The organism is Methanomassiliicoccus sp., assembly GCA_012719175.1.
Classification (GTDB): Archaea; Thermoplasmatota; Thermoplasmata; order Methanomassiliicoccales; family Methanomassiliicoccaceae; genus UBA6.
Genome location: JAAYAX010000004.1, coordinates 642,958 through 665,567 on the forward strand (window position 1 = coordinate 642,958; position 22,610 = coordinate 665,567).

General features: G+C 60.2%; 20 protein-coding genes. 10 read left to right on the forward strand and 10 right to left on the reverse strand.

The window, feature by feature from the left end; genetic code table 11:
- Positions 1-45: 45 nt before the first annotated feature.
- Both GXX95_03500 and tnpB read left to right on the forward strand, forming a co-directional pair.
- A complete protein-coding gene (locus tag GXX95_03500) occupies positions 46-456 on the forward strand; it encodes a hypothetical protein (GenBank protein ID NLT37210.1) in 411 nt (136 codons plus the stop codon).
- Entirely contained in the window at positions 426-1,067 is a 642-nt protein-coding gene (gene tnpB, locus GXX95_03505) for an IS200/IS605 family element transposase accessory protein TnpB (GenBank protein ID NLT37211.1), read from the forward strand. The genes GXX95_03500 and tnpB overlap by 31 nt, the downstream gene beginning before the upstream one ends.
- Before the next feature lie 43 nt (positions 1,068-1,110).
- On the opposite strand, the gene GXX95_03510 is transcribed toward tnpB, so the two are convergent.
- Positions 1,111-2,016, reverse strand: coding sequence for a phosphoribosylaminoimidazolesuccinocarboxamide synthase (locus tag GXX95_03510; protein NLT37212.1), 906 nt, complete (start codon positions 2,014-2,016; stop codon positions 1,111-1,113).
- Between the two features lie 75 nt (positions 2,017-2,091).
- Positions 2,092-2,829 (reverse strand): PIG-L family deacetylase, encoded by a 738-nt coding sequence (locus GXX95_03515; GenBank protein NLT37213.1) that lies wholly within the window; start codon positions 2,827-2,829, stop codon positions 2,092-2,094.
- Between the two features lie 46 nt (positions 2,830-2,875).
- Between GXX95_03515 and GXX95_03520 the strand changes: the two genes are divergently transcribed.
- Positions 2,876-3,922: a glycosyltransferase family 4 protein gene (locus tag GXX95_03520; GenBank protein NLT37214.1), complete on the forward strand. Its 1,047-nt coding sequence runs from the start codon at positions 2,876-2,878 to the stop codon at positions 3,920-3,922.
- Between the two features lie 354 nt (positions 3,923-4,276).
- Positions 4,277-6,583, forward strand: a complete 2,307-nt coding sequence (locus tag GXX95_03525; GenBank protein ID NLT37215.1) for a hypothetical protein — start codon at positions 4,277-4,279, stop codon at positions 6,581-6,583.
- A 37-nt stretch (positions 6,584-6,620) separates the two neighbouring features.
- Here GXX95_03525 and GXX95_03530 read toward each other — a convergent pair whose 3' ends face one another.
- From GXX95_03530 to GXX95_03560, 7 genes are all read right to left on the reverse strand, one after another.
- Positions 6,621-7,634, reverse strand: a complete 1,014-nt coding sequence (locus GXX95_03530) for a glycosyltransferase (GenBank protein NLT37216.1) — start codon at positions 7,632-7,634, stop codon at positions 6,621-6,623.
- A 184-nt stretch (positions 7,635-7,818) separates the two neighbouring features.
- Positions 7,819-8,622, reverse strand: coding sequence for a CPBP family intramembrane metalloprotease (locus GXX95_03535; protein ID NLT37217.1), 804 nt, complete (start codon positions 8,620-8,622; stop codon positions 7,819-7,821).
- A complete protein-coding gene (locus tag GXX95_03540; protein ID NLT37218.1) occupies positions 8,619-8,780 on the reverse strand; it encodes a hypothetical protein in 162 nt (53 codons plus the stop codon). The genes GXX95_03535 and GXX95_03540 overlap by 4 nt, the downstream gene beginning before the upstream one ends.
- A 44-nt stretch (positions 8,781-8,824) precedes the next feature.
- On the reverse strand, positions 8,825-9,772 hold the full coding sequence (locus tag GXX95_03545; GenBank protein NLT37219.1) for a DUF1616 domain-containing protein: 948 nt from the start codon (positions 9,770-9,772) through the stop codon (positions 8,825-8,827).
- 50 nt (positions 9,773-9,822) lie between these two features.
- A complete protein-coding gene (locus tag GXX95_03550) occupies positions 9,823-10,932 on the reverse strand; it encodes a glycosyltransferase (protein NLT37220.1) in 1,110 nt (369 codons plus the stop codon).
- On the reverse strand, positions 10,929-12,122 hold the full coding sequence (locus GXX95_03555; GenBank protein NLT37221.1) for a glycosyltransferase family 4 protein: 1,194 nt from the start codon (positions 12,120-12,122) through the stop codon (positions 10,929-10,931). The genes GXX95_03550 and GXX95_03555 overlap by 4 nt, the downstream gene beginning before the upstream one ends.
- 2 nt (positions 12,123-12,124) lie before the next feature.
- Complete coding sequence (locus GXX95_03560; protein NLT37222.1) at positions 12,125-13,798, reverse strand: glycosyltransferase family 39 protein; 1,674 nt, start codon at positions 13,796-13,798, stop codon at positions 12,125-12,127.
- Positions 13,799-13,961: 163 nt separating this feature from the next.
- Here GXX95_03560 and GXX95_03565 point away from each other — a divergent pair, with 163 nt between their 5' ends.
- The 6 genes from GXX95_03565 to GXX95_03590 all read left to right on the forward strand — a co-directional run bounded on the left by GXX95_03565 (position 13,962) and on the right by GXX95_03590 (position 20,734).
- Positions 13,962-14,639, forward strand: coding sequence for a hypothetical protein (locus tag GXX95_03565; protein ID NLT37223.1), 678 nt, complete (start codon positions 13,962-13,964; stop codon positions 14,637-14,639).
- A gap of 190 nt (positions 14,640-14,829) precedes the next feature.
- Entirely contained in the window at positions 14,830-15,681 is an 852-nt protein-coding gene (locus GXX95_03570) for a glycosyltransferase (protein ID NLT37224.1), read from the forward strand.
- 15 nt (positions 15,682-15,696) lie between these two features.
- Positions 15,697-16,878, forward strand: coding sequence for a glycosyltransferase family 4 protein (locus tag GXX95_03575; protein NLT37225.1), 1,182 nt, complete (start codon positions 15,697-15,699; stop codon positions 16,876-16,878).
- On the forward strand, positions 16,875-18,311 hold the full coding sequence (locus GXX95_03580) for a radical SAM protein (GenBank protein ID NLT37226.1): 1,437 nt from the start codon (positions 16,875-16,877) through the stop codon (positions 18,309-18,311). Before GXX95_03575 ends, GXX95_03580 begins: the two co-directional genes overlap by 4 nt.
- Positions 18,312-19,505, forward strand: coding sequence for a glycosyltransferase family 4 protein (locus GXX95_03585; protein ID NLT37227.1), 1,194 nt, complete (start codon positions 18,312-18,314; stop codon positions 19,503-19,505).
- An 8-nt stretch (positions 19,506-19,513) separates the two neighbouring features.
- Positions 19,514-20,734, forward strand: coding sequence for a GNAT family N-acetyltransferase (locus tag GXX95_03590; protein NLT37228.1), 1,221 nt, complete (start codon positions 19,514-19,516; stop codon positions 20,732-20,734).
- Positions 20,735-20,907: 173 nt separating this feature from the next.
- Here the strand turns inward: GXX95_03590 and GXX95_03595 are convergent.
- Positions 20,908-22,610 (reverse strand): hypothetical protein (locus GXX95_03595; GenBank protein ID NLT37229.1); only part of this gene is annotated, 1,703 nt, incomplete at its 5' end.

The window sequence follows — 22,610 nt, forward strand, 5'->3', positions numbered from 1 at the left end:
GAACGCCCCCGCACCGACAGGGGAACCTGTCTAGAGGCATCCCTCATGTTCTCCCCGAATAACGGAAAATCCTTAATCGTCGCGGGCAACCTCCTCGTACTGCTGTTCAACGTGCTCCAGATAAGAAGCCTAAAGAAGCAGGCGGCAGGCATGACCGGCTCCGGCACCCCGGGAGGCAAGGTCCTTTTTAAGAAGGAAGATGCCTACGGCAGCGCGTTCATCGCCATCGTGTTCATCTTCATCGGCACTGCTATGCTTCTGCTGGAAGGACTCTCAGCCGGGGAACCCACAATGGATATCGACTGCTCCGACCCAATGACGCTGCTCAGGACGGTCCTACGAGTGGGCATCCTAATCCCCCCAACGTTCGCCGTTGCCATTTCTTTCCCAGGTGAGTTCTTTGTGAACTTCGAGGAGAGGATCGAGTGGTCAGGCATTGGATCGGCGCCGATTTGAACTCCACTGGCCACATCGCCGTGGTTGCCAATCCGACGACAGGCAAGGTCCAGAAGTACGGCAAGGAGGCTCCGCACATCCACAAGAAGTACTGTAAGATGCGGAGGCGCCTGTACATCGAAGGCCATCCCCGAGTGGCAAAGGAGAAAATCCAGCACAAGGAAAACAGGAAGATCAAAGACCTAAACCATAAGATATCCAGAGCCACATTGAAGGAGGCCGCTCAGCAAGGTTGCGGTATAAAAATGGAAAGGCTGAGCGACATACGAACGACCGTATCCCAGTCCAGGTCGTCCAGGCCCACGCTGCACAGTTGGTCTTTCTATCAAATACAGTATATGGTAGAGTACAAGGCCAAGCTGCTCGGGATACCGGTCGTCTACGTTGACCCTGCCTATACGAGCCAACGATGCTCCAGGTGTGGTCAACTAGGCACCAGGGAAGGCAAGGACTTCTCGTGCCCTCATTGCGGGCACGTTGATTACGCCGACGTCAACGCGTCGTTCAACATCGCGTTGCGTCCCTCTTTAGAGGAAGGCGATGGTCGATTGCACCAAGACAGGGATTGGTGCAAGGGCCGCATTGATACGCCCCAGGAGGCTCCGTCATGAGCGATGTCGACCTTAGAATCCTGCCAGTTAGTTCGCAGGAGTGTCAACGGAAGCTCTCGCCGGTCAGGCGCTCGAACATCTCGATGTAGAGGTCGCTCACCTTCTTGACCTCGGAACCAGGTAGCGGAGGAATGTCCGGTTCCTGCTGGCCGGCCTTCCTGGCCTTCGTCAGCTGATCGTAGTAACCGATGGAGCGGTAGTACTGGCGCACCGATTCCTTGGAAAGCTCCAGGCAATGCCCCGCCGCGTATGAGTCCTCGTCCCACCAGCGGTCCTCATCGGCCGTTCCGAAGGTATCGATCAGCATCAGACGGCGGTGCTCGTCGAAGGCGAACTCCTTCTTGCCGTCCACGTGGATGAGCATGCGCTCCTCGACCTCGGAGGCGATGAAGTCATCGATCTTGGCAACGACCTCGAACATATTGTCCATCTCCTCCTCGGTCAGGCCGGAGATCTTCAATGCCTCCTCGCGGTCGAGCAGACGGTCCACCTTCTCCAGCTTGGTGGTGGTCTCATAGAACGTCTTGGGGAGCTTCTCGCCGTACTTGACCTCATGGTCATGGGGGAAGCCCAGGTCCTCGACCTTGATCTCCTTGGAACATATGCGGTCCCACAGGGAGCCCGCCACATAGTGCCGGGAGATGACCTCTAGGGGGATGAGGTAGTTAGTAGTGGAGTGGTCGATCTTGGAGTAATCCTCTATGATCTCGACCCTCTTAACCCTCATGCGGTTGGGCGGTATCAGCTCGGTGAAGTGGGTCCTCACGCCGGCCTTACGGCAGACCTGGAACCAGAAGGCGGCGGTGCGGCACAGAGACTCTCCCTTGAAAGGTATCTGGGAAGGAATTGTCTTATCGAATACGGAAATGTTATCGGTGAAGAGGAACTCTAGCGTGTTGTCGTCCACCTCGTAAACCTGCTTTACCTTGCCGGTCCTGACCAACTGCATCTGGACTCACTCCGGCCCGAAGTAACATGTAAGGGGATTTATAGTTAGTGTTGCCAGTGGGCTCTTCGGGCCAGCTCAGACGTGGAACATCCTGACCACGTCCTTAGCGGGCAGGTGCAGGAATGCCTCAGCATAACCGTCCAGCGCCAGGCTCGCGGCACGGTAGCCGGTCAGGCCCTGGGACACCCTTACATAATCGATCTCCCGCACCTGTGTCCAGTGGTCCTTGATGGCCATGACCTTGCGCTCCATGGCGGAATTTACGGGGATGAGGAGGTTCGGCATGAGAGGGTTCCAGATCTCATATAGGATGGCATCGGGGTTGACGTTCATCTTCTCCACGGACAGCCTGAAGGCCTCGAAGGTCCTCAGGTGCTGGTCATGGTTCTCGAAGGGCGAGGGGGCGAAGATGGCATCGGGACGGTAACTTTCGATCTCCTGGGTGATGATCTCTACGGCCTCCTGAAGGGACGGGAACGATGATTCCCGTAGAATGAAGTCCTTCACCCCCAGGTGCTCCAGGGCGGAGTGTATCTCCTTTCGCCGTTCGTCGGGGGTGAAGTCCCCGACCTGCATGGAGAGGTACACCACTCGGACGGCCTTGCCCGCCTCCAGGAGCTTCACGATGGTGCCGCCGCATCCCACCGTATCATCATCGGGATGGGGGGAGAGGACCAGGAAGCGCTGTCCGGGAGGGACGTCCATGACCTTGGGGCTCCACTGGGTGCCCTCCAGCCTTCCAGGGACGGTGAAACGATTGCGCAGCTTCTCGGCGATGAGCCTCAGTTCCAACTTTGCTTCCTGATACCCCATGGACAATCTTGATTACCATTCACTAAATTAACCCATTGTCCTGATTATGAGGGTCGCGGTCCTGTCCTACTACGGTTTCGAAATGGTGAAGGGGGGCACGGAGCTTTTCACCGAGCAGCTCCGTCGGGCGTTCCCCGACCTCGTCACCATCACCTTCGAGGACAGCGGGCGGACCTCCCTGCCCATCCTCGACCGCCTCAATCTCAAAGAGGTGTGGATGGGCGCATCCATCGGACGCCACTTCCGGAGGTTATGCAAGGAGGAGGGCTTCGATCTCATCCTGTGCAACTCTACCGCGGGATGGTGGCTCTCCATTTTCCGACCGCGCGCACCCATGGTCAACGTGTTCCATTACACCTCCATAGGTTTCGCGGAGGGCACGCTTCATGGCACCCCTGGCTTCCTGCCGACGAGATATATGATGCCTCTTCTGGAGAAGTTGACATCGTTCTCCAAGCACAACGTGGCCGTGAGCCCCAAGGTGCAGAGGGAGCTGGCCGACCGCTATGGGATACGGTCCCAGGTGATAGTGAACGGAGTGGACGTGGAGCTATTCGCCCCTCGTGACAAGGTGGAAGCCAGGAGGATGCTGGGGATCGAGCACGACGGACCTGTGGCGATCTTCGTCGGAAGGGCGGACCGCACCAAGGGGTTCGACCTGGTCCGAGAGGTCGCCGCTCGCCGCGAGGACCTCAGGGTGCTGTGCGTCACCTCTTCGGAGGTGGAGGGGAAGAACCTCATTGTCCGCAGGAACGTCCCCCATGACCTCATGCCCCTGCACTATTGTGCGGCCGACCTCCTGCTGTTCCCTACTCACTATGAGGCCTGCAGCTACACGCCCTTCGAGGCCATGGCCTGTGATGTGCCGGTGGTGACCTCGCGCACAGGAATCTTCGAGGACCTCGAGGACGACAGGGTCGGGGTCGTCGTCCCCTCCTTCGATGTCGAGCACCACCTCGCAGCGATCGATGAGGTCTTGGCAAGGGAGCTTCATCCCCGTACGGTGGTGATGGAGAGTTTCAGCCTTGAGAGGTTCGCGGAGCAGTACCGGGAGATGGCCACAAGATTGGTCGCGGAGCGTTCAAAAAGGTGAGATAATATCTGGCTCGGAAGATATGAAGCTATGAATATTATTCATTTTTCTACATAACGAAAAAGTACACACCAATTTATAAATATGCTCGAAAAATAACAGGGGTAGGGGCCCTAAGGATATCTCCCTTTGAGAGAACCTTGCCCCTGGGCCGCCTTGAAAAAACTGCGGCCAGCAAAAAATATCCGGTCGTCGGCACGCCTTGAGCTTTATCTCCTGGCATGGTGACGCCCGCGAGCATCAGAGGAACACGATGAGAACGCCTGAGGACCGTTATCGCTCCGCAGCCGAAGGAAGCTTCAGTACACGGAAAAGCACAGGCTTCGGTCCCTGGTCGTCAACGGAGAGAGCGGAATGAGCATAATCAAAAGGACAGGGGCCGCGATGAGGGCGGGGCTCCGCTCGTCGACGAGCGGGGCACGGGCGATCACGGCCGTCCTCGTGCTCGCTCTCCTCCTGTGCTCCCTTTTCCCCCTGGCGTCATGGAACGACATTGCGGGGACGATCGCGATAGGTAACGACGATCGTTCGGACAGCAACGATGATGGTTCCTACCTCACTGCAGATGACAGCTCCGACGGCGCCGATGGTTCCCCGGGAGGAGCAGATGACGACAATGGAAGGTCCCTGATCACTGGAGGCGGTAAGAGCAGCTCGACGAGAGTTTTCGCCCTCGATGACGATGGGCGTACCATCGACCTGGACGCCCGCTCCTCAGAGCTCTCCGCGACAAGCACCGGCGGAACCTACGTGGTGCGAACAGACAATTATATGATGACCGTGGTTCAGTCAGGTAGCTCCGTCTCCTACCTCATCCGCCCCTACTTCACCACCGACTACATCCTGTATCAGAGGCTGGACCCGCTGACCGCGAACGAGGGAACGGTGGACGAGTACGGCAAGGACCTCAACTGGGTCACCACTCGGATCACTGGCTGGGGGCAGGACAGCGAAAAGGTATGGTTCCTGGAATCGTGCTCCCAGTTTAGCCTGCTACATACCTTTGACCTCTACCGGGACTACTTCGAGCTGGAAGTCACATATACGCCGGGAACGTCCAACGCCATCGTGACCTATGCCATCGCGCTGTGCTCCACCAATGGGCACATGTACGACCTGTTCAGCGATGGAAAGGCCCATCGCTACATACCCGGCATCCCCGAGGAGACACCCAAGACCAACGGCATCGGGGGCTGGTATCCATGCTACGAGATGTTCGCACCCGCCTTCGACATGAGGGTTCCGGGACGGACGTTGGGCGTGGAGTGGGGCTTCAACGAGGCCGAGGCGTACCTTTACTCCCCTATCTGGATCGAGGGGGACCCCGTGGACGGGGCCTCGGTGTTCGGGGTGAAGTATACCTCCACCGGCGGGGTGCTGCCCGATCCCTCGCTGGGGAAGGAGAAGACCTGGCACATGTTCGTGCGCCCCTACGAGCAGACGGACGGGGAGGCCCGGGGCCATGATGCCGGCTACGCGGAGTGGATCGGACCTCAGATCGCCGAGACCTGGGGGTACCGAAGCACCGAGCAGTTCCCCCTGACCTTCAACGACTTCGGCAAGGACCTCAACGGGCTGTCTGGCCAGTGGGACTCCTCCACCCGCTCGTGGGTGGAGAGCTCGCCCATCCTCGTGGCCACGCTGTCCACCAACCCCGATCAGGTGAACTGGCACTACAAGTCGGCCCAGCGCTATGGCGCGGGGACGATGCCCACCGAGTACAAGCTCTACGATTCCGTGGGCCATGCCTACACACTGCCGGACGGCACGGCCATCGCGTCCGCGTCCAGCAGCGCCTACCGCAAGTACCTCATATCCGGCGATGCGCACAACGAGTGGTGGTGGTCCAGCACCGGCGTGTTCTGGGACGAGATGAACATATGGTACGGGGATACCAACGAACCTCGCAGCGACTACAACCACCGCAGCGGGGTGTTCATCCATGAGGGGTACCTCAAGCTGGTGCAGGAGACGCGGGCCTCCGGCCACTTCGAGTTCGTCATCACCAATCCCTACACCCCGTCCATCCACCTAGCCATGCTCAGCGACCTCACCCTGGTGGAAGGGTTCGAGCCCTCCTCCATCCTCGGCACGGACCTGGTGTCCCATGTACGATCGATGATGGAGTTCGTGAACCACATGTCCTCGGAGCACAGACCGGACATACTGGTCTACCAGAACTACGATACTGGCAGCTCCTCGGACCAGGATGACGTGTACTCGGTGCTGTTCAACGCCGCCCGCTACGGGTTCTGCGTCGATCTGCTGTCTTATGACAGTTACTCCTCGCAGATGCACAACCTCAAGATGGCCGTGGCCATGTTCGAGGCCATGGGCGCGTCCCGTCATCAGGACCCCACCAACTGGCCGGCCACAATCGACCTGGGCTCGGAAGGCGGTTCACTGATCACGGACCGGCAGATGGTCGTGGTCACCGGCTCCGGGAGCGTGACCGTCACGTTCACCGAGGACCAGGATGCGTACACCTTTACCAACCTCGGTAACAAGGCCGTGAGCATAAACGCGGTGTTGCCCAGTGGAACCACCTGGCACTCTGACGGCAAGGGGATCGCGCTCACGAACGTGGAGAAATTGTCCGACGGCAGGGTCGTGTTCCACGGCACCATCGCCGCGGAGACGACCTCCAGCATCATACCGTGATCGAGAGATCGAACTATGCATCGTCAGAAGTCCGCCTTCAGGTTCGGCGGACGCTGCCGCCGTCCTTCCAGCCCTTCAGAAGGCCGTACACCTCGGACAGAGCTCCTACGGCAACGAAGAACGGGGGCATTTTCTCGGTGTCCGATGCCGCCTCCTTCTTGACCGCATCGGCCCGCGGCGCCCTCCTCGTGAAGAAGCCCATGAAGCGGGAGCCGAAGTAGTCCGCGAACCGCACCTGCTTCCCGAAGTGCTTACGCACGAGATAGGAGTTGTTCCTCCCCCACAGGTACCTCAGGCGGAGGTACCACTTCACCTTGTCCCTGCGGTAGGAGCCCTCGCACCATGCGTGCCAAACAAGCGCTCCCTCGTCGTACAGTATGCTGTATCCGGCTCCCAGGACCGCCAGGCAGGCATCGGTCTCGTCCTGGTGGAACTTGAAGTAGGGGTCGAAACCGCCCACGCCGGAAAGTGCGGTGCGGCGGAAGGACATGTTGCATCCGACCATCACCTGGCTCAGGCCCTCGATGCTCTCCCCCTTGGACTCGTCGAACCACTGGCCATCCGGGGCCACCGCGTTCCTGCCCATGGCGGGGCGGCCCTCGATGTCGTAGACCGGCCCTCCCGCTCCTCCCACCCGGGGGTCCCTGTACAGTGGAAGCAGAGAGGCCAGCCACCCCGGCTGGGCGATGGCATCGTCATCGATGTAGCAGACGATGTCCCCCTTGGCCTGCGAAAGACCGAGGTTCCTGGCAGCGGATATACCATCAAGCCGGGGCTGCCTCACAAGGGTGATGCTGCCCTGCTTTTCCAGTAGTTCCAGCATCTCCCTGGTGCCGTCGGTGGAAGGACCGTCGACCACCATGATCTCGTCGGGGCGGGGGACCTGCTCTTCAAGGGAACGGAGGCACTTCGACAGCCACTGTACCCGGTTGAACGTGCACACGATCACCGTGGCCGTCGGTCTGCCGCCTGTGGCGTCATCCGCGCCCCCTCCGGAACCTGCCGTTCCTGCATCCAGGCCGATGATGGCCTTCTTGTTAATGGTGCTCAAATCCGCTTCCCTCGCCGGACCTTTTATTCATATCTTTACATAATATAACTTTGTGTCCGCCCCACGGTTAGCGTGGGGGATGAGAAATGGGTTTCGATGTGGACATCGAGGATGTGGAATCAGGTTGAAGGAAGGGATATCATCCCTACTGCCGCTTCGTGCCCGTATGGATCGATGGCGGTCGTCAGCCGGTGACACCCAAGATCAGCAGGGCGACGACCATCCAGATGTCGGTGAGGGCGTGCACGGTGCCCACGAACATGAGGCTGTGGGACCTCATGTACAGCACCCCCATCACGATGCCCAGGAAGAAGGCGAAGAAGGCGTACGGCAGCGAGCCCCAGAACAGCATGAACACCGCCCCCAGGGACGCCGAGAACAGTATCGCCCGCCACCGGCCCAGCAATGGAAGGGAGGAGCGTAGGGCGATGCCCCGGAACAGCACCTCCTCCAGATACCCCCAAACCGCAATTATGGGGATCATCATGATGGTGGACCTTCCGATATGGAAGTTCTCGAAGAATCGGTAGCCCAGGAAAAGGGCCTCAGCCAGCGCCAGGCCCAGGGGCAGCACGAGCACGATCATCACCGAGCGCAGGAGGAGAGGGTGGGACCTGAGGACGGGGAGCTGGACGGAGCGGTAGTGAATGACGATGGCGCCGGCCATCACCACTAAGAGAGGCAGATGCTCCATGGGCAACCAGTTCAAATTAGGTAGGAGCATGACCACCAACGCCAAGGCCTGCACCAGGACCACCGAGGAGGCGGCCAGGGCCACCTCTCTCTGCTCGACGAACAGCACCATGACCATGGCCGACAGCAGCCCGAAGACCAACAGGAAAAGGGCGGCCAATGCTGCCTCCTCTATGCCCATGAGGCGGTAGAGGTAGATGGACGCGCACCCGCAAACAAAGGGCAGGCTCAGGAGGGTCAGCACAGGCCAGCGCACCTCCTCATGGACCTGTGTGGATGAGAAAGAAGTGGTCATACGATCAGGCCTCCTATCACCAGTACCAGGACCATCACCGCTATCGCCCACAGCCCGAACGTGGAAGATGTGACCAGGTTCCACCTGCGCCTAGAGGCCAGGGCGCCCAGCGTGAGCATCCCCACCAGGCACAGCATGCATATCAGCAGTGCGAGCACGGGAGAGGTTGAACCGATGTCCAGCTGGGGAACTATGACCGCCGCTAGGTTATCTCCAATGGAAGCCAGTTGCTCTTCACCTCCATACCATCATCAAGGGTCAGGTACAGGGTCTGGTTTCCGGCGGCATTGATCACGAAGGCGACGTCCTGCTGCCACTTTGCTCCCGGCTGCAGCTCGAACTGGTAGGACCTCCCCTGTCCGGGGGAGATGTCCACGATCTGCGCGGGGTCGAAGGCCGATGAATTGGCGGGCGTCTGCTCTAAAGATAGGACGAGGTGGAACATCTCTGCGGAGCTGAGGTGCGATATCACGGTCACCCTCATCAGGCCCGCCTGGCCCGGGGCCAGGACGCTGGGGAGGCTGTCCATGTCGCCGTCCACGCCTACGATGTGCAGCTCCGAGTGCTCCTCGACAACGGGCTTGGCGCCCATTCCCTGGACCGCCAGCGCTGCCAGCGCCACCACGGCCACGGCTATGAGCGCGGAGATGGCCCGCTCTCCCGAGGACAGTTTTGGCGTGCTCAACCGCGGGGTGCTGTATAGCACGAACTGGTCCTCCGGAGGAGTCAGCTCACGGCGCTTTATTGCCATCCAGGAGGCGACGTACGTTATCGTGATCGCCTCCACCGCCACTACCCAGACATCGAAGTTCAGGATGCCCCTGGTAATAACGGTGCCCGCCAGCGCCATGACCGCCGAGCCTAGTACCGAACCGATGATGATCCTCTCCAGGAGAGAGATGGTCATGGTGTGCTCGTCGCGGCGGGCGGTGAAGGACGGGGCGATGATGGCCTTGCGCCCTGGGAAGAGCGCGGACACGATGGCGTACCCGGGGGCGAAGAACACCGCCAGGAACCCTAGCGTCCATCGAACCACGCCCTGCACATCGAGAAGGGCCAGGAGGACCGAGACGGTCACGATCGCACAGACCGCAACCAGGTCATATGGCTTGCCCGGTCCAACGTATAACCTAACCGCCTTGTTTGCCATATGACGACCCTTGATCTGCTGCACATCTTTGCAACTTAACATTCATTAACTTATCGGTCCTCCGTTAACGCTAATATTAAGCCCCGGAGCCTTGGGCCTACGATCTCCCAGGAGTACCTTTCCGACACCAGCTCCCGTCCCCGTGATCCCAGGGCGTTCGCTCCCGGGGGGTCCCGCAGCAGGCTGATGACCTGCGAAGTGAATTCGTCCCGGTCCTTGCCCATCATGCAGTTGACACCGTGCTCCAGTTCCGGTATGCCCTCCAGGGCCAGGGGGCTCACCACCGTGGCCCTCCCCACCGAGAGCATGTCAATGACCTTGGTGAGGATGCCCACGCCCTTCCACATGGGGGCCACGCACACGTCCGCCGCGGACAGCCACAGGTACAGGTCCGGAACAAAGCCCAGCATCCTGACCCCCGGCGGCGCGTCCTCCCCCAACGACCCCGAACCGGCAATGAACAGCTCGGTCCCCGGGACCTCCGCGGCCACGCGGGGGTAGAGTTCCTTGGCAAGGTACTGCGCGGCATCGAGGTTGGGCATATATTTGAGCGTCCCGAAGAACAGCACCACCTTCGTGCCCTCACTGACCTTCAGCTCCTTCCTCGCCCCCTCCCTTGTCCGCGTCAGGGAGCGCACCAGGGTCATGTCGGCACACGTCGGGACCACCTCGAACTTGGAGATGTCGAAGCCCAGGGAGCGGTAGGCCTCGACCTCCTTCTGCGATACCACCAATATTTTCGTGGCCAGCCTCGCAAGGACCTTTTCCAGAAGAAGGTTTCCCTGCAGGAAGAGATCGGACTTGCCGAGGGTGGCGGAGAAGTCCTTGATGTTGCCGTGGTTGTCCCATATCATGGGCACTCCCAGCATGCGGGCGGCCATCCCCCCGGCGAGAGAGTAATAGGTACCTTCGGCGAAGACCGCCGACACCTTCTCCTTCCTCCCTCTCCTCAAAGTGCCCCACGTGATGGAGATCTCATTGAGCAAGAAGGTCACGTAGCGGAAGAAGCGGTTCCTCGACTGGTCGAAGGTCATCGTGTCCAGGGCGCCCGTGGGTATGGGCACCACCTCGAACCACTGCGAAAGGAGGTAGAGCAGCTTGGGGGTCCTCTCCGAGTTCGTGGGGTCCACCGCCACCCTGGGCACGAACGCGATCTTCATCCGTCCCTCCGGGTATAGATGTCCAGCAACCGCTCCGCCCCCACGTCGAAGCTGAAGTCGCGGAGGGCGACCTCGCGGGCCCGTGCCCCCATACGGTCCAGGCCCACGGGGTCCTCGAGGAGGGAGCGCAACTCCCCCGCCATCTCCTCCGGCCCCGGTGGCAGCATGGCCCCCGCCCCCTCGTCCACGATGTCGCTCTTGAGCCCCCGGGCAAAGGAGGTGGCGATGGGGACCCCGCAGGATATGGACTCTATGGCCGTGAACGGGAAGAGGTCGGTTCGCGAGGCCACCAGCAGCATGTCGGCGGCGTTGTACAACGCGGCCATGTCCGCCTGCTCCAGGCGGTCGGTCATGATCCTCACGTGGTCCTCCAGGCCGCTGCTCCTCACCATCTCCCGCAACGCAGGTTCCTGGGGCCCCGTTCCCTTCAGGATCAGAAGGCAGTCGGGGTCCCCTACGCGGAGGAAGGACATTGCTTTGACCATCAGGTCCATCCCCTTGTTCTCGTGCATCCGGCCGATGGACAGGAGGACGTTCTGTCCCTCCTCCACGTTGAACCGTGCTCGGGAGTCCTCCTTGTTCAGGGGGCGGTAGACATCGGTGTCCACGCCGGAGTGGACCACCGGAGCGATCCTCTCCTCGGGCACTCCAGCCTCTAGGAGGTGCCGGGCCGCGGAGCGGGAGCGGGGTATGACAGCCCGGCAGCCCCGGGTGACCGCCTTACCCAGCGTCCGGTAGTACTGCTTCTGGAGCCAACCCATGGGGCCCTGCATGTAGATGTCCAGCTCCTGCCAGATGAACATGTCCGGCCCCCCGTCGCGGGTAGCCGCCCAGGTGAGGTACGTACCCGGCTGGAACACCTCCCCCGACTGCACCACGTCGAAGTGCTCCCTATGTATCTCCTCCCTCAGGCTAGGGGTTAAGGGGGCCAGGGAAGGGGGGAACATCCACGGTAGCCGTGTGGGTATGTAGTCCATCTTCACCCCTCCCAGGTCTCCCGTGCTTTGAGGCCGGTAAGCATCGGCGACGAAGATGGTGACCTCATTGCCTCTACGTACGAGGCGCCGCCCGGTCTCCACTACGTTGAGGTCCTGGTCCGTGCCCGGCCGGAGGCCTGCGGTACGCATGACGCTGGCATCGGCCTGGACGTCGGCCGTCTTGGTGATGAGATTGACCAGTCCTATCCTCATGACTAAGTACCTCTGATATACATGACCCAAGCTCCCCCGTTGTCATAGACCCTGTAGTTGTACGGCGCCTGATCGCGATAGAAATCGTACATCCCGATGGTGCCCCACTGCCTGTACCACATCTCCGTGGTATCATCGAACACTATCGTCCCTCCGCCGTAGAACCTGGCTATGTTCCCTATGGACATATTGTACAGCGCGCTGATCTTTATGCGGTCGAACTGCTCCCCGGCATCGTCCCAGACATCGACGGGGTAGAATCCACCTCCCACGATGGTGTGGGGAGCGTTCCCGGCCAGGAAGTCGGCCACCTCCACCGCTCGGTCGTTGTTGATGTACAAGGCCTCCTGGTAGAAGATGGTGGAGGCCGCCGCCACCACTACCAGGGAGATGGCGACACTGAGACCTACGCGGAAGACCTTCTTGCGGTTGGTGATGAGTATGGGCACGAAGATAATGGGCGCCACCAGGGCGAGGTAGAGAATGCCACGGTCGTACAGCTGCCCATTGAAGAAGGCCATGTCCAAGGGGATTATGGCCAGCGGCAGGAGGAACAGGGCCAGTATGTTCCGGGGGAAGTTCACGTGGCGCCTGTTCTTGGACAGCAGATAGATCAGCAGCGCCAGGAGGGTGAGCGCTAGGAATATACCCAACATCCCCGTCCTCAGCTGCGGGTACAACTGCCCCAGTATGTTCTCCGAAGTACCCCTCATGGCCCATTGCTCGGACACGCTCTCCTGTACCTGCCCCAGCATGAACAGGCGGTTGGATATGAACTGAACGAGGTTGAAGGAGAAGGAGGAGGCCCCGGTGAAGAACCACCCCAGCCATATGAGGATGAACACCCCCACCGGCCACGGACGCTCCCAGCGCGTAGGCCTGCGGAGTCCCACGGTGAAGTACAGGAAGCGGTTGAACACCTCCTTTATGGCGATGGCCCCCAGAACAAAGATGAGGGTGGTGGGATGGGAGACCACGATGAAGGCAAAAAGGATGAGGGCAGCGTACAGCCACTCCCTGCCCTCTCTCTCCAGACAGACAAATATCAACAGTCCGGCCACCAGGCCCAGGGACTGCGGTGAGTAGTTGAACTGCAGCCACACGTTGGCGAAGGCCGCGAGCAGGAACGCCAGGCGGTGGTCCATTCGGGGCACGTAGGTCCTGGCGAAGAGGTAGATGGCCGCCACCGTCAGGGTCGCGGCGAAGATGGGGTAGAGCCTCAGGAACAGCAGCGCAGGGGGATCCCCCAGAAGTGCGAAGGAAGCGCCCAGGACGAAGAACCCGGGATAGTTGAACGCGTAATTGTACGCCGCCGTGTTAGGCACGAGGCCCTCCCGGACGATGGCCAGCGAGGCATCGTAGTGCACGTAGGAGTCCCACACCGTGGGGTACTTCTCGAACATGGCGGGTGCACACCACAAGGCCAGGAACAGCAGCAGGGACTGGACGAAGAACACCGTCTCATCGCCCGTGCGCAGGCCGATAGCAAGGGATATGACCAAGAAGAGGATGCCGATCCAGTAACCCATCGGGAGCAGGCCGAAGAGCCCGAAGGGGGTGCCCAGGGGAACGTACTGGACCTCGAAACCGAAAGAGGACACGATGCAGATGGCCATACCTGCAAGGCTCAGTGCGTACAGGAACGAAGGGCGAATGTCGTACTCCGACCTGCTCACGACTTCCCTCCGAGGCATCGCGAATTGGAAAATTGACTGGCCATATATACTTACCTATGGCCATGCCACTGCTCCGTTCCAGCACAGGAGGGGCAAAGGTTGAAATCGTCCCGCTGTACATTGTCCTCCACGGCCCCCAAGGCGGGCATCTGTAGGTGCTAACATGTGGTTCCCCGGACACCTGGCCTTCTCCCTGCTGTTGTGCCTTCCGTTCATCGTGTACATGAAGCGGGAGAGGGCATTGGCGCTGTCCTTCCTGGGAGTGTTCGCACTGCTGCCTGACTACATCCACCTGGGGGACCTCCGGGGCTTCTCCCACTCCTTCCTGGGGCTGGGAGCGATGCTCCTTATGTTCTTACTACCTCTGATCATAGCGTTCCGGCCACGCCTCGCCCTCATACTCCTGGCGATCACCGCGGCCGCTTCCCATCTCTTAGCGGACACCTACATAGGGACGGTGACCCCGTTCTATCCCTGGGACGATACGTGGCTCCAGGTCCATGCCTTCAACAGTGCGTTCGATATTCGCACCGAGGTCGTGCTCTTCGGCGTTGCCGCCATTGCCGTTACAGCCCTTCGTCCCCTGGAGGCCCTCCGTAACATCGACGATTACGATGTTCGGGAACGTGGAGCCCTTATCGTCACCTCGGCCCTGGTCATCGCCATGGCCGGGCTTCAGGCAGTGTACTTCCTCATCGTTTCCCAGGGTCCAGGTTTGGACCTTTTCCGCTCCCTGTTGCTGGCCGCGTTCGCGGTTAGCGTGCTATTTTCATCGGTCTTTTTTATAAAGACATTGGTCAAAAAACAACATTCGAAATCCATTTCGATAGTAGTAAAATGAAAATCTGGCTAGGCTCCGAGAAACCTTTATATATCTGTGAGTCTAAATAAATTTTCTAGGTGAAAGGACACCATCGGTAGTTTAGATCTATAATTGAGGGGGGACGAAAAAGTATGGCCAGTGTTGGTTTCGAGAAACTTTCGGATGCTATTAATACTCGGATTGGGGTATCCCAGGGAATGTGGTTGTGATGGCGAACAAGATAGTCGTCATGATACCCGCGTTGAACGAGGAACGCAGCATCGGGAAGGTTATCGATGATATCCCACGCAAGGAACTTATGCGGCGGGGGTTCGATGTTCGCGTTGTTGTCGTCGATGGCCAATCCACCGATAGGACGCTGGCCATCGCACGTGAGAAAGGGGCCTACATCCTAGTTCAAAAGGGTCGCGGCAAGGGCATAGGCGTCAGGCAGGCCATTGCACTATGCGATCCCCGTGAGGTGGTACCCAAGGTGCTAGCCCTCACAGGTGGCCTCTGCGCTAAGTTCTCCGATCTGGCGTCCATGCTCGACGCCAAGTACCTGATCATGCTGGATGCTGACGGTACGTACCCTCCGAGGTACATACTGGACGTGGTCTCCACCCTTGAGGAGGGTGCAGACGTGGTGATGGGGTCCCGCTTCCTGGGCAGCATAGCTGATGGAGCAATGACCCCCTTGAACCACTTCGGGAACATCCTCCTGAGCGACATAGCGACGCTCCTTTACCAGCAGCGGTGCACAGACCTGTGCACTGGAATGTGGGGATTCAACGGCCAGGCCCTCAGGACCTTGGAGCTCAGCTCCAAGCACTTCGAGCTGGAGGCAGAGCTCTTCGCCGAGTCCGTGAAGAAGGGTCTGAACGTAAGAGAGATCCCCATACACTACCTGCCCCGGGCCGGTGAGACCAAGCTGGTGCCCTTGAAGGCCGGTGTGACCATCGTGACCAAGCTGTTCGAGAGGCGCTTCTGGAGCGCTGCCGGGGAGTTCGACATCAAGATGGCCAAGAAGACCGATAGGGCAGAGCGGTTCTCTCTCCTGATCCCCATGCGCCACATCTAGAGGGAGCCAATGCGCGTGGCCATGGTAAGCCCAGAGTTCCTCAGCTGGGGCGGGGTCGGAAGCTACATGAAACAGCTCGCCGACCACCTGTCGCCGGAGCATGAGGTGCATGTCATATGCCTGGGAAAGGAAGGGGGTGCTCCCCAGGTGGAGAACATCACCCTGCACGTCCTTGGCACCGCTGAGGACACCTTCATGTACAACAACCAGTTCCAGGTGGCCCTGTGGCGGTCATTCGACAAGCTCCAGAAGGAGCATGAGTTCGACATCATGCACGGGAACCACGCGCAGATGGCGGACATCATGTTCAAGGTCCTGGGGGAGAAGGTGCCATCCGTCACTACGGTGCACAGCACCATCGGATCCCAGCGCATGGGCACGCGGTCCTCGGGCCTGCCGGCGAACAAACTGGAGATGTCCGAGAAGATGACGCTCCTGCTCCTCCCGCTGCTGACCACCCTGGAGAAGGTCTACATGAAGAGATCTTCCTCCCTGATCTACGTGTCCGACTTCATAAGGGACTGGTGCCAGGACCGCATAGGGGCGACGTGCGCGTCAGAGGTCATACACAACGGTATCGACACCGATCTGTTCTCACCGCGGGACCGTGATGAATGCCTCGCCCACTTCCCCGACCTGGAGGGGGCGGAGGACATCGTACTGTTCTCGGGTCGCATGATCGCCCTAAAGGGTATCGCCACGGCGATAGAGGCCGCTTCGCTGGTAGACCCCTCCGTATCGCCGACGTTCGTGTTCGCCGGAAACGGTAACGCCGAGCAGTGGAAGGCCATGGCCGCCAAGGCCGGGCTGTCCAAGGACGAGTGCCGCTTTATCGGACCAGTGAGCTATCGGGAGATGCCTTATCTCTATCCCCTCGCTTCCCTGTTCATGCTTCCTTCGTACTCGGAGAGCTTCCCCATGACCTTGTTAGAGGCTATGGCGTCAGGAACGCCGGTCGTCGCCAGCAAGGTGGGAGGGGTCCCGGAGATGATCGTGGACGGAACCACTGGCATTCTCGTGCCGCCCAAGGACGCGGCCGCCCTGGCGCGCAGCATCGAGACGGTACTCGCTGACAGGGACCTGGCCAGAAAGATGTCCACCGACGCCCGCACCCGGGTGCTGGAGGAGTTCAGCGCGGCGGTCATGGCTCGCCGTACCGCCGATGTGTACAAGAGGACCGTGGAGGCGTGGACTTGAAGGTCCTTCTCATCAACCCGCCCCGGCACCAAGGGGTGTCGGTTATCCGAGAGGAGCGCTGCGAGGTCACGGAACGCTATTCGGTCCTGGAACCGTACTCCCTGCTTCAGACCGGCGCGCTGCTGCGCAACGGAGGCCACCAGGTCGACCTCATCGACCTCAACGGGCGGGACCTGGGCTATGACGCCCTGCAGGCCAAGGTGAAGGTGTACCGACCAGACGCGGCCGTGTACCGCTTCACGCCCACAACGTTCGATTGGGACCAGAAGGCCGCGTCCACAGTGAAGGAAGTGGATAAGGACGTGCCCACGGTGGGCATATGCTGGACCCTCCACACCATGCCCAAGCAAGTGCTCACGGAAGCGCCAGCACAGGACATCTACGTCCGCCAGGACTACGAGGTCGTCGCACCGGCAGTGGTGGACGCGCTCAGCAAGGGAACGCCTCTCGAGCAGGTCAACGGCATCTCCTTCCGAAAGAACGGGGAGATCGTCAACAATCCGGCGGCCACGCCCCTCAAGGACTATGACTCCATGCCCCTGCCTGCGTATGACCTGCTGCCCGACCTGAAGCCATACTACGTCACCGCTCCCGCCGGCCGGCCGTTCACCATCCTGTACACGAGCAAGGGCTGCCCCTTCAAGTGCTCCTTCTGCACCGTGGCCGGCACTCCATGGAAGATGCGCACCGCGCCTCACATCATCGAGGAGCTGCGCTATCTAAAGGAGCATTACGGCTTGAGGACCGCCTCCTTCTTCGACGAGACTTTCACGTTCAACCGCCAGCGGGTGGTGGACATCTGCAACGCTCTCAAGGAGGAGGACCTTCGGATCAAGTGGTACTGCAACACCCGCACGCACCTCGTGGATGGCGAGCTGCTCGCCCTCATGCGCTCTGCCGGCTGCCGGGGCATGTCCTTCGGCATCGAGTCCGGAAGCCAGCGCATACTGGACTCGGTGGAGAAGCACATCAGCGTACAGCAGTGCCGTGATGCCGTCCTCAACGCCAAGGCCGAGAACATCAAGGTCCTGTGCTCCTTCATCTTCGGCCTGCCGGGCGAGGACTGGGACAGTGTCAACGAGACGCTGCAGTTCGTGCGTGAGACATTACCGACGTCGGCGCAGTTCAATGTCGCCGTGCCCTACCCGGGCACGAGGCTGCACGAGCAGATCTACGGCCTGCCAGGACTGGAGGAGCCGGACTTCCGCCAGCTGTACCAGCACGCCTCCGTGGTGGGAACGGATAAGATGACCCCGGCCGATCTGGACAAGGCGCGGGAGATGGCGTACAAGACGCTGTACTCCTCCCCGCAGTGGTGGGGCTCGAACATCAAGCATGTGCTCAAGGAGCCATCGGACCTGTACCTGGCGTTCCGCTACGCGTTGAAGATCACCAACAACTACCTGTTCCACGGCATGAAGGACGCGCATTAGGTGAGCGACATGGAGTCCCGAAGGATCGTTATGGCATCGACGTTCTATCCCCCTTACCACCTGGGCGGGGACGCGGTTCACGTCCGCTACCTCGCCGAGGAGCTGGTGAGGAGGGGGCACGAGGTCCATGTGGTCCACAGCCTGGACGCCTTCGCCCTCAAGGCCAAGGGTAAGAGACCGAATCCGGTAAGTTCCGACGTTCACACGCATCCGGTGAGCACCTCTTTAGGGGGCATATCTGCCCGCATGACCTACGTCCTGGGAACCAACGGTGCCGCGGAGCGGGAGCTGGAGAAAGTGGTGCGGGATGTAAGGCCGGATTGGATACACCACCACAACATCTCCCTCCTCGGCCAGCAGGTCCTGTCCATCGGCAATGCCCCCAAGATGTACACCGCCCACGATCACTGGCTGGTCTGCCCCCGCTCTGACCTCGCCTATCTAGGTGGACCGTGCTGCGACACGGACCGGTGCACCTCCTGCTCGCTGCGCACCTACAGGCCTCCGCAGTTGTGGCGGGGCAGCGGCTTCCGCAAGCGCATCCGACAGATAGACCGTTTCATCTCCCCCTCCAAGTACATGGCCACGTTCCTCAAGGTAAGGGTGGGCGTGGACTCCACCGTGCTGCCCAATTTCGGGCCCCGGCCGGAAGAATATCGCAAAGAGGAGCTGACACCGCACTTCGTGTTCGTGGGGGTGCTGGAGAAGCACAAGGGATTGGACCTGGTACTTCGGGCCCATGAGAAGTATGGGATCAGGTCGGAGCTGCACGTGCTCGGCAACGGTAACCTGATGCCGATGCTGAAGGAGTATGAGCAAAGGACCGGCGGAAAGGTCCGCGGCCTGGGCTTCCTGTCCCGGTCCGAGGTCCTCGCGGAGGTGGGAACGGCCATCGCCCTGGTGTCCCCGTCCACCTGCCAGGAGAACTCTCCTCTTTCAGCAATAGAGGCCCTGTCGGTGGGCACGCCCCTCATAGTCTCACCCAACGGCGGTCTCCCGGAGCTGGTGGCGGGTGGCTGCGGGATCGTGGCCCAGACCAATGTCGACGGGATCGGCATGGCCATGAAACACATGGAGGACCATCCTCAGGAGCGTGCGGACCTCTCCGCCCGCGCGCTCAATGCCTACGAGTCAGTGCACTCTCCTGACAGCTACGTCCAAAGCTACCTGAAGCTGGGGGAGGGGATGGCCTGAAGCTCATCATGGTCCGCAGGGACGAGGAGGTCCAAGGGACGGACACGTCAAAGGAAAGAAGGACTGGTAACATATCGGAAGACCTAGTGGAAGGAACGGTGACGGAGCGGTCCGAACGCATCGAGTGCATGGACCTGACCGTCCGGACGTTGGACAACACGATCGACCTCCAGAGCTACCAGGCGGAGTGGGAAGCGCTTCGTAAGAAGTGCGGTGGGTCCATCTTCTGCTCCTTCGACTGGGCCATCGAGTGGCTTAGGCACTTTGACAAGGAGTCCCTGCCCCGCGTCATCATGGTGGAGGAGAACGGCGTGCTCGTAGGCTTAGCACCCCTGGCGCTGACCGAACAGCACAGCATGGGCGTCAAGGTCAAGAGGCTGTCCCTAGTGGGCGACGGCATGGGAATTGCGGAGCTGTACGACCTGGGTATCTTCGTGAGCGAGGACCGCGAGGACATCTTGGATAAGATCGTTCAAGAGATGGGGCGCCTGGACTGGAACGTTCTGGATCTCAACAGGATGCGGGACTGCCCCTCGGCCCGAATGCTGTTCCAAAGGATCTACCGCCGCTGGGAGACCGAGGAACTCACGACCGTCCCCTGCCCGGGGACAGAGCTGCCCTCTTGCGGCAGCCTTATGGACGTCATATCGCCGCGCACCAAGCGCATCATGGTGAGGTCCATGACGATGCTGGAGGAGGAGAGCCGCATCCGCTACCGGTGCGTGGACACTCCCGACGAGGCCAACGAGGCCACGGCCATGTACGCGCTGAAGCACCTTGCCAAGATAGAAGGGAAGGACACTGGCACGTACAGCAACGAGAGGCAGTCAAGCTTCCTCACGGACGTCATGCTGGCCACGGTGCTCGAGGGCCGCGGGATGGTGTACGAGGCGTGGATAGACGGGTCCCTGGCCGCGCAGATGCTGTGCTTGGAGGACGGGGACATCATGCGCGCCTTCCGTGTAGGCACAGGCGAACGATATCAAGAATACTCTCCCAGCAACCTCGTGGCGCTGTACGCGATGAACGAGGCTCGTCATGCCGGGTTCACCTACTTCGATTTCGGCGCGGGCGCGGAGGTGTTCAAGTATCGTCTGGGAGCAAGGGACCGCCCCCTGCTTAGGATCGAGGCCAAGCGGGGAACGGTCCGCGCTATGTCCAAGATCAGCTCCCTGCCGGGCGTCCGGCATCTCATGGACCGCTCTGGCGTTAGACAACAGGCCCAGTAAGGCGGGGTAGTACCCCGGGGCTCAATACCAGACGATCCAACTGAGCAAGAAAAAAGAACGATGAGCTACTGCCGAAGCTGATACCACCATGCTTAATGAAATTCTCATCATGATGTCGATGAAGGGTTGAGATAAAAAAGGGAAGAGGTTTTGGGTTTACCTCACGGATCTGTTTAAGAGGACCTCCTGCGGTAGATCGCCATTGCCGCGAGGGTCACTGCCGCACCGATCATTCCGACGATGAGAAGCACCCACGGGAAGGATCCTCCTGAGCCGGTCTCCGTCCTGGTAGTGGCGTCCTGGGGATCGTTGGTCGAAGCACCGGCGTCATCGTCGGGACCGCCAACATCGGCGGCGTTGTCCACTACGTCCTCAGTGTTCTCGTCCACCACCCGGTAGACGTCGACACAGTGGTCGTCCTCTGCGGTGTACGCCACGTCACCGAAGAATCCGGTGGCGATGGCATTGTTCCTCAGCGGGTCTGGGCTATCCCCGACGACCCAGCTGCTAGTGAACACCCACACCTCATCGACGTCTAGCATGCCGTCGTTGTTCGTGTCCCCGGACTTGTATGTCGCTTCCCCGGTCAGGGAGTCAACCACAGTCACCGAGGATAGAGGCACGTTGCCAACGTTGTACACCTTGAAGGTGTAGGTGATGGTGTCGCCGACGTACGCGCACGCCGGACCGACCTTGTCCAGGCATATGCCCGGCTGCTCAGCAGGCAGGACGATGCGCTTGACTACGTCCAGGCAGTGGTCGTCATCGTCTGTGACTGGAACGTCCTCATAGTAACCAGTGGCGATCGCGGTGTTCCGGAGCGGGTCAGGGATCTCCTGCACTACCCAGGTGTCGGTGAACACCCACACCTCGTTTACGTCGAGCAGACCGTTACCGTTGTCGTCACCGGACTGGTAGGTCGCCACTCCGGTAACGGAGTCGGTCACGGTCACGTCGGATAGGGGCACGTCACCGGTGTTGTACACGTAGAACGTGTAGGTGATCGTGTCCCCAACGTAAGCGTAAGCAGGCCCGGTCTTGTCAACGCAGAGCCTGGGGCATACCTCCTCCTCGATGGGGATCGTCTCCTCATCCTCATCGGTGACCTCGTCTCCGTCCTTGTCCTCACCAGTAACGATAGCGATGTTTGTCAGGGGGTTGGCATCGCCAGCCTGGACTATGTACTCGACAGTGTAGGTCCAGACCTCGCCAGCCTCCAACAGTCCATCGCCGTCATCGCCGCCCACATAAATGGGGGTGATCCCGAAGACATCGCTCACCGTCACGTTGGATATGTCCGAGCCGTCAGACCCGGAAGCATGCTGAACCACTATGGTATAGAATATAGTGTCGCCGACCTTCGCAGACGTAACGTCAGCCTGCTTGTTTACCTCGATGATGGGGTTGTGCTCTATGAGTACCTCTTCATCGTCCTCGTCCTGTACCTCGTCACCGTCCTCATCCTCGCCTGTGGCTATTGCGGTGTTCACTAACGGATCGGGATCGCTAGCCTGTATCGTGTATTCCACGGTGTAGGTCCAGACTTCTCCGAGTTCCAGGATACCGTCGCCGTCATCTCCGTCGACATAGATCGGAGTGATGCCGAAGACATCGCTCACCGTCACGTTGTAGATGTTAAAGCCGTCGGAGGCTGGATCATGCTGTACCGTGATGGTGTAGGTGATGGTGTCACCGATGCTTGCGAAGTTGGGACCGGTCTTGGTGACAAGCAGGACTGGGTTGTGTTTGATATCGAGCTCATGGTCATCGGTGTCGGTGACCGGGGTGTCCTCGTAGTAGCCGGTGGCGGTTACGGTGTTCTCCAGGGGATCAGCGTCGTCGGCCTGGACGGTGTACTGCACGGTGAAGTACCAGG

Coding starts and splice junctions, on each gene's coding strand:
- GXX95_03570 (NLT37224.1), top strand. CDS start 14,830: ATGGCGAACAAGATAGTCGTCATGATACCCGCGTTGAACGAGGAACGC.
- GXX95_03525 (NLT37215.1), top strand. CDS start 4,277: ATGAGCATAATCAAAAGGACAGGGGCCGCGATGAGGGCGGGGCTCCGC.
- GXX95_03590 (NLT37228.1), top strand. CDS start 19,514: ATGGTCCGCAGGGACGAGGAGGTCCAAGGGACGGACACGTCAAAGGAA.
- GXX95_03500 (NLT37210.1), top strand. CDS start 46: ATGTTCTCCCCGAATAACGGAAAATCCTTAATCGTCGCGGGCAACCTC.
- GXX95_03510 (NLT37212.1), bottom strand. CDS start 2,016: ATGCAGTTGGTCAGGACCGGCAAGGTAAAGCAGGTTTACGAGGTGGAC.
- GXX95_03565 (NLT37223.1), top strand. CDS start 13,962: ATGTGGTTCCCCGGACACCTGGCCTTCTCCCTGCTGTTGTGCCTTCCG.
- GXX95_03555 (NLT37221.1), bottom strand. CDS start 12,122: ATGAGGATAGGACTGGTCAATCTCATCACCAAGACGGCCGACGTCCAG.
- GXX95_03550 (NLT37220.1), bottom strand. CDS start 10,932: ATGAAGATCGCGTTCGTGCCCAGGGTGGCGGTGGACCCCACGAACTCG.
- GXX95_03520 (NLT37214.1), top strand. CDS start 2,876: ATGAGGGTCGCGGTCCTGTCCTACTACGGTTTCGAAATGGTGAAGGGG.
- GXX95_03535 (NLT37217.1), bottom strand. CDS start 8,622: ATGACCACTTCTTTCTCATCCACACAGGTCCATGAGGAGGTGCGCTGG.
- GXX95_03545 (NLT37219.1), bottom strand. CDS start 9,772: ATGGCAAACAAGGCGGTTAGGTTATACGTTGGACCGGGCAAGCCATAT.
- GXX95_03515 (NLT37213.1), bottom strand. CDS start 2,829: ATGGGGTATCAGGAAGCAAAGTTGGAACTGAGGCTCATCGCCGAGAAG.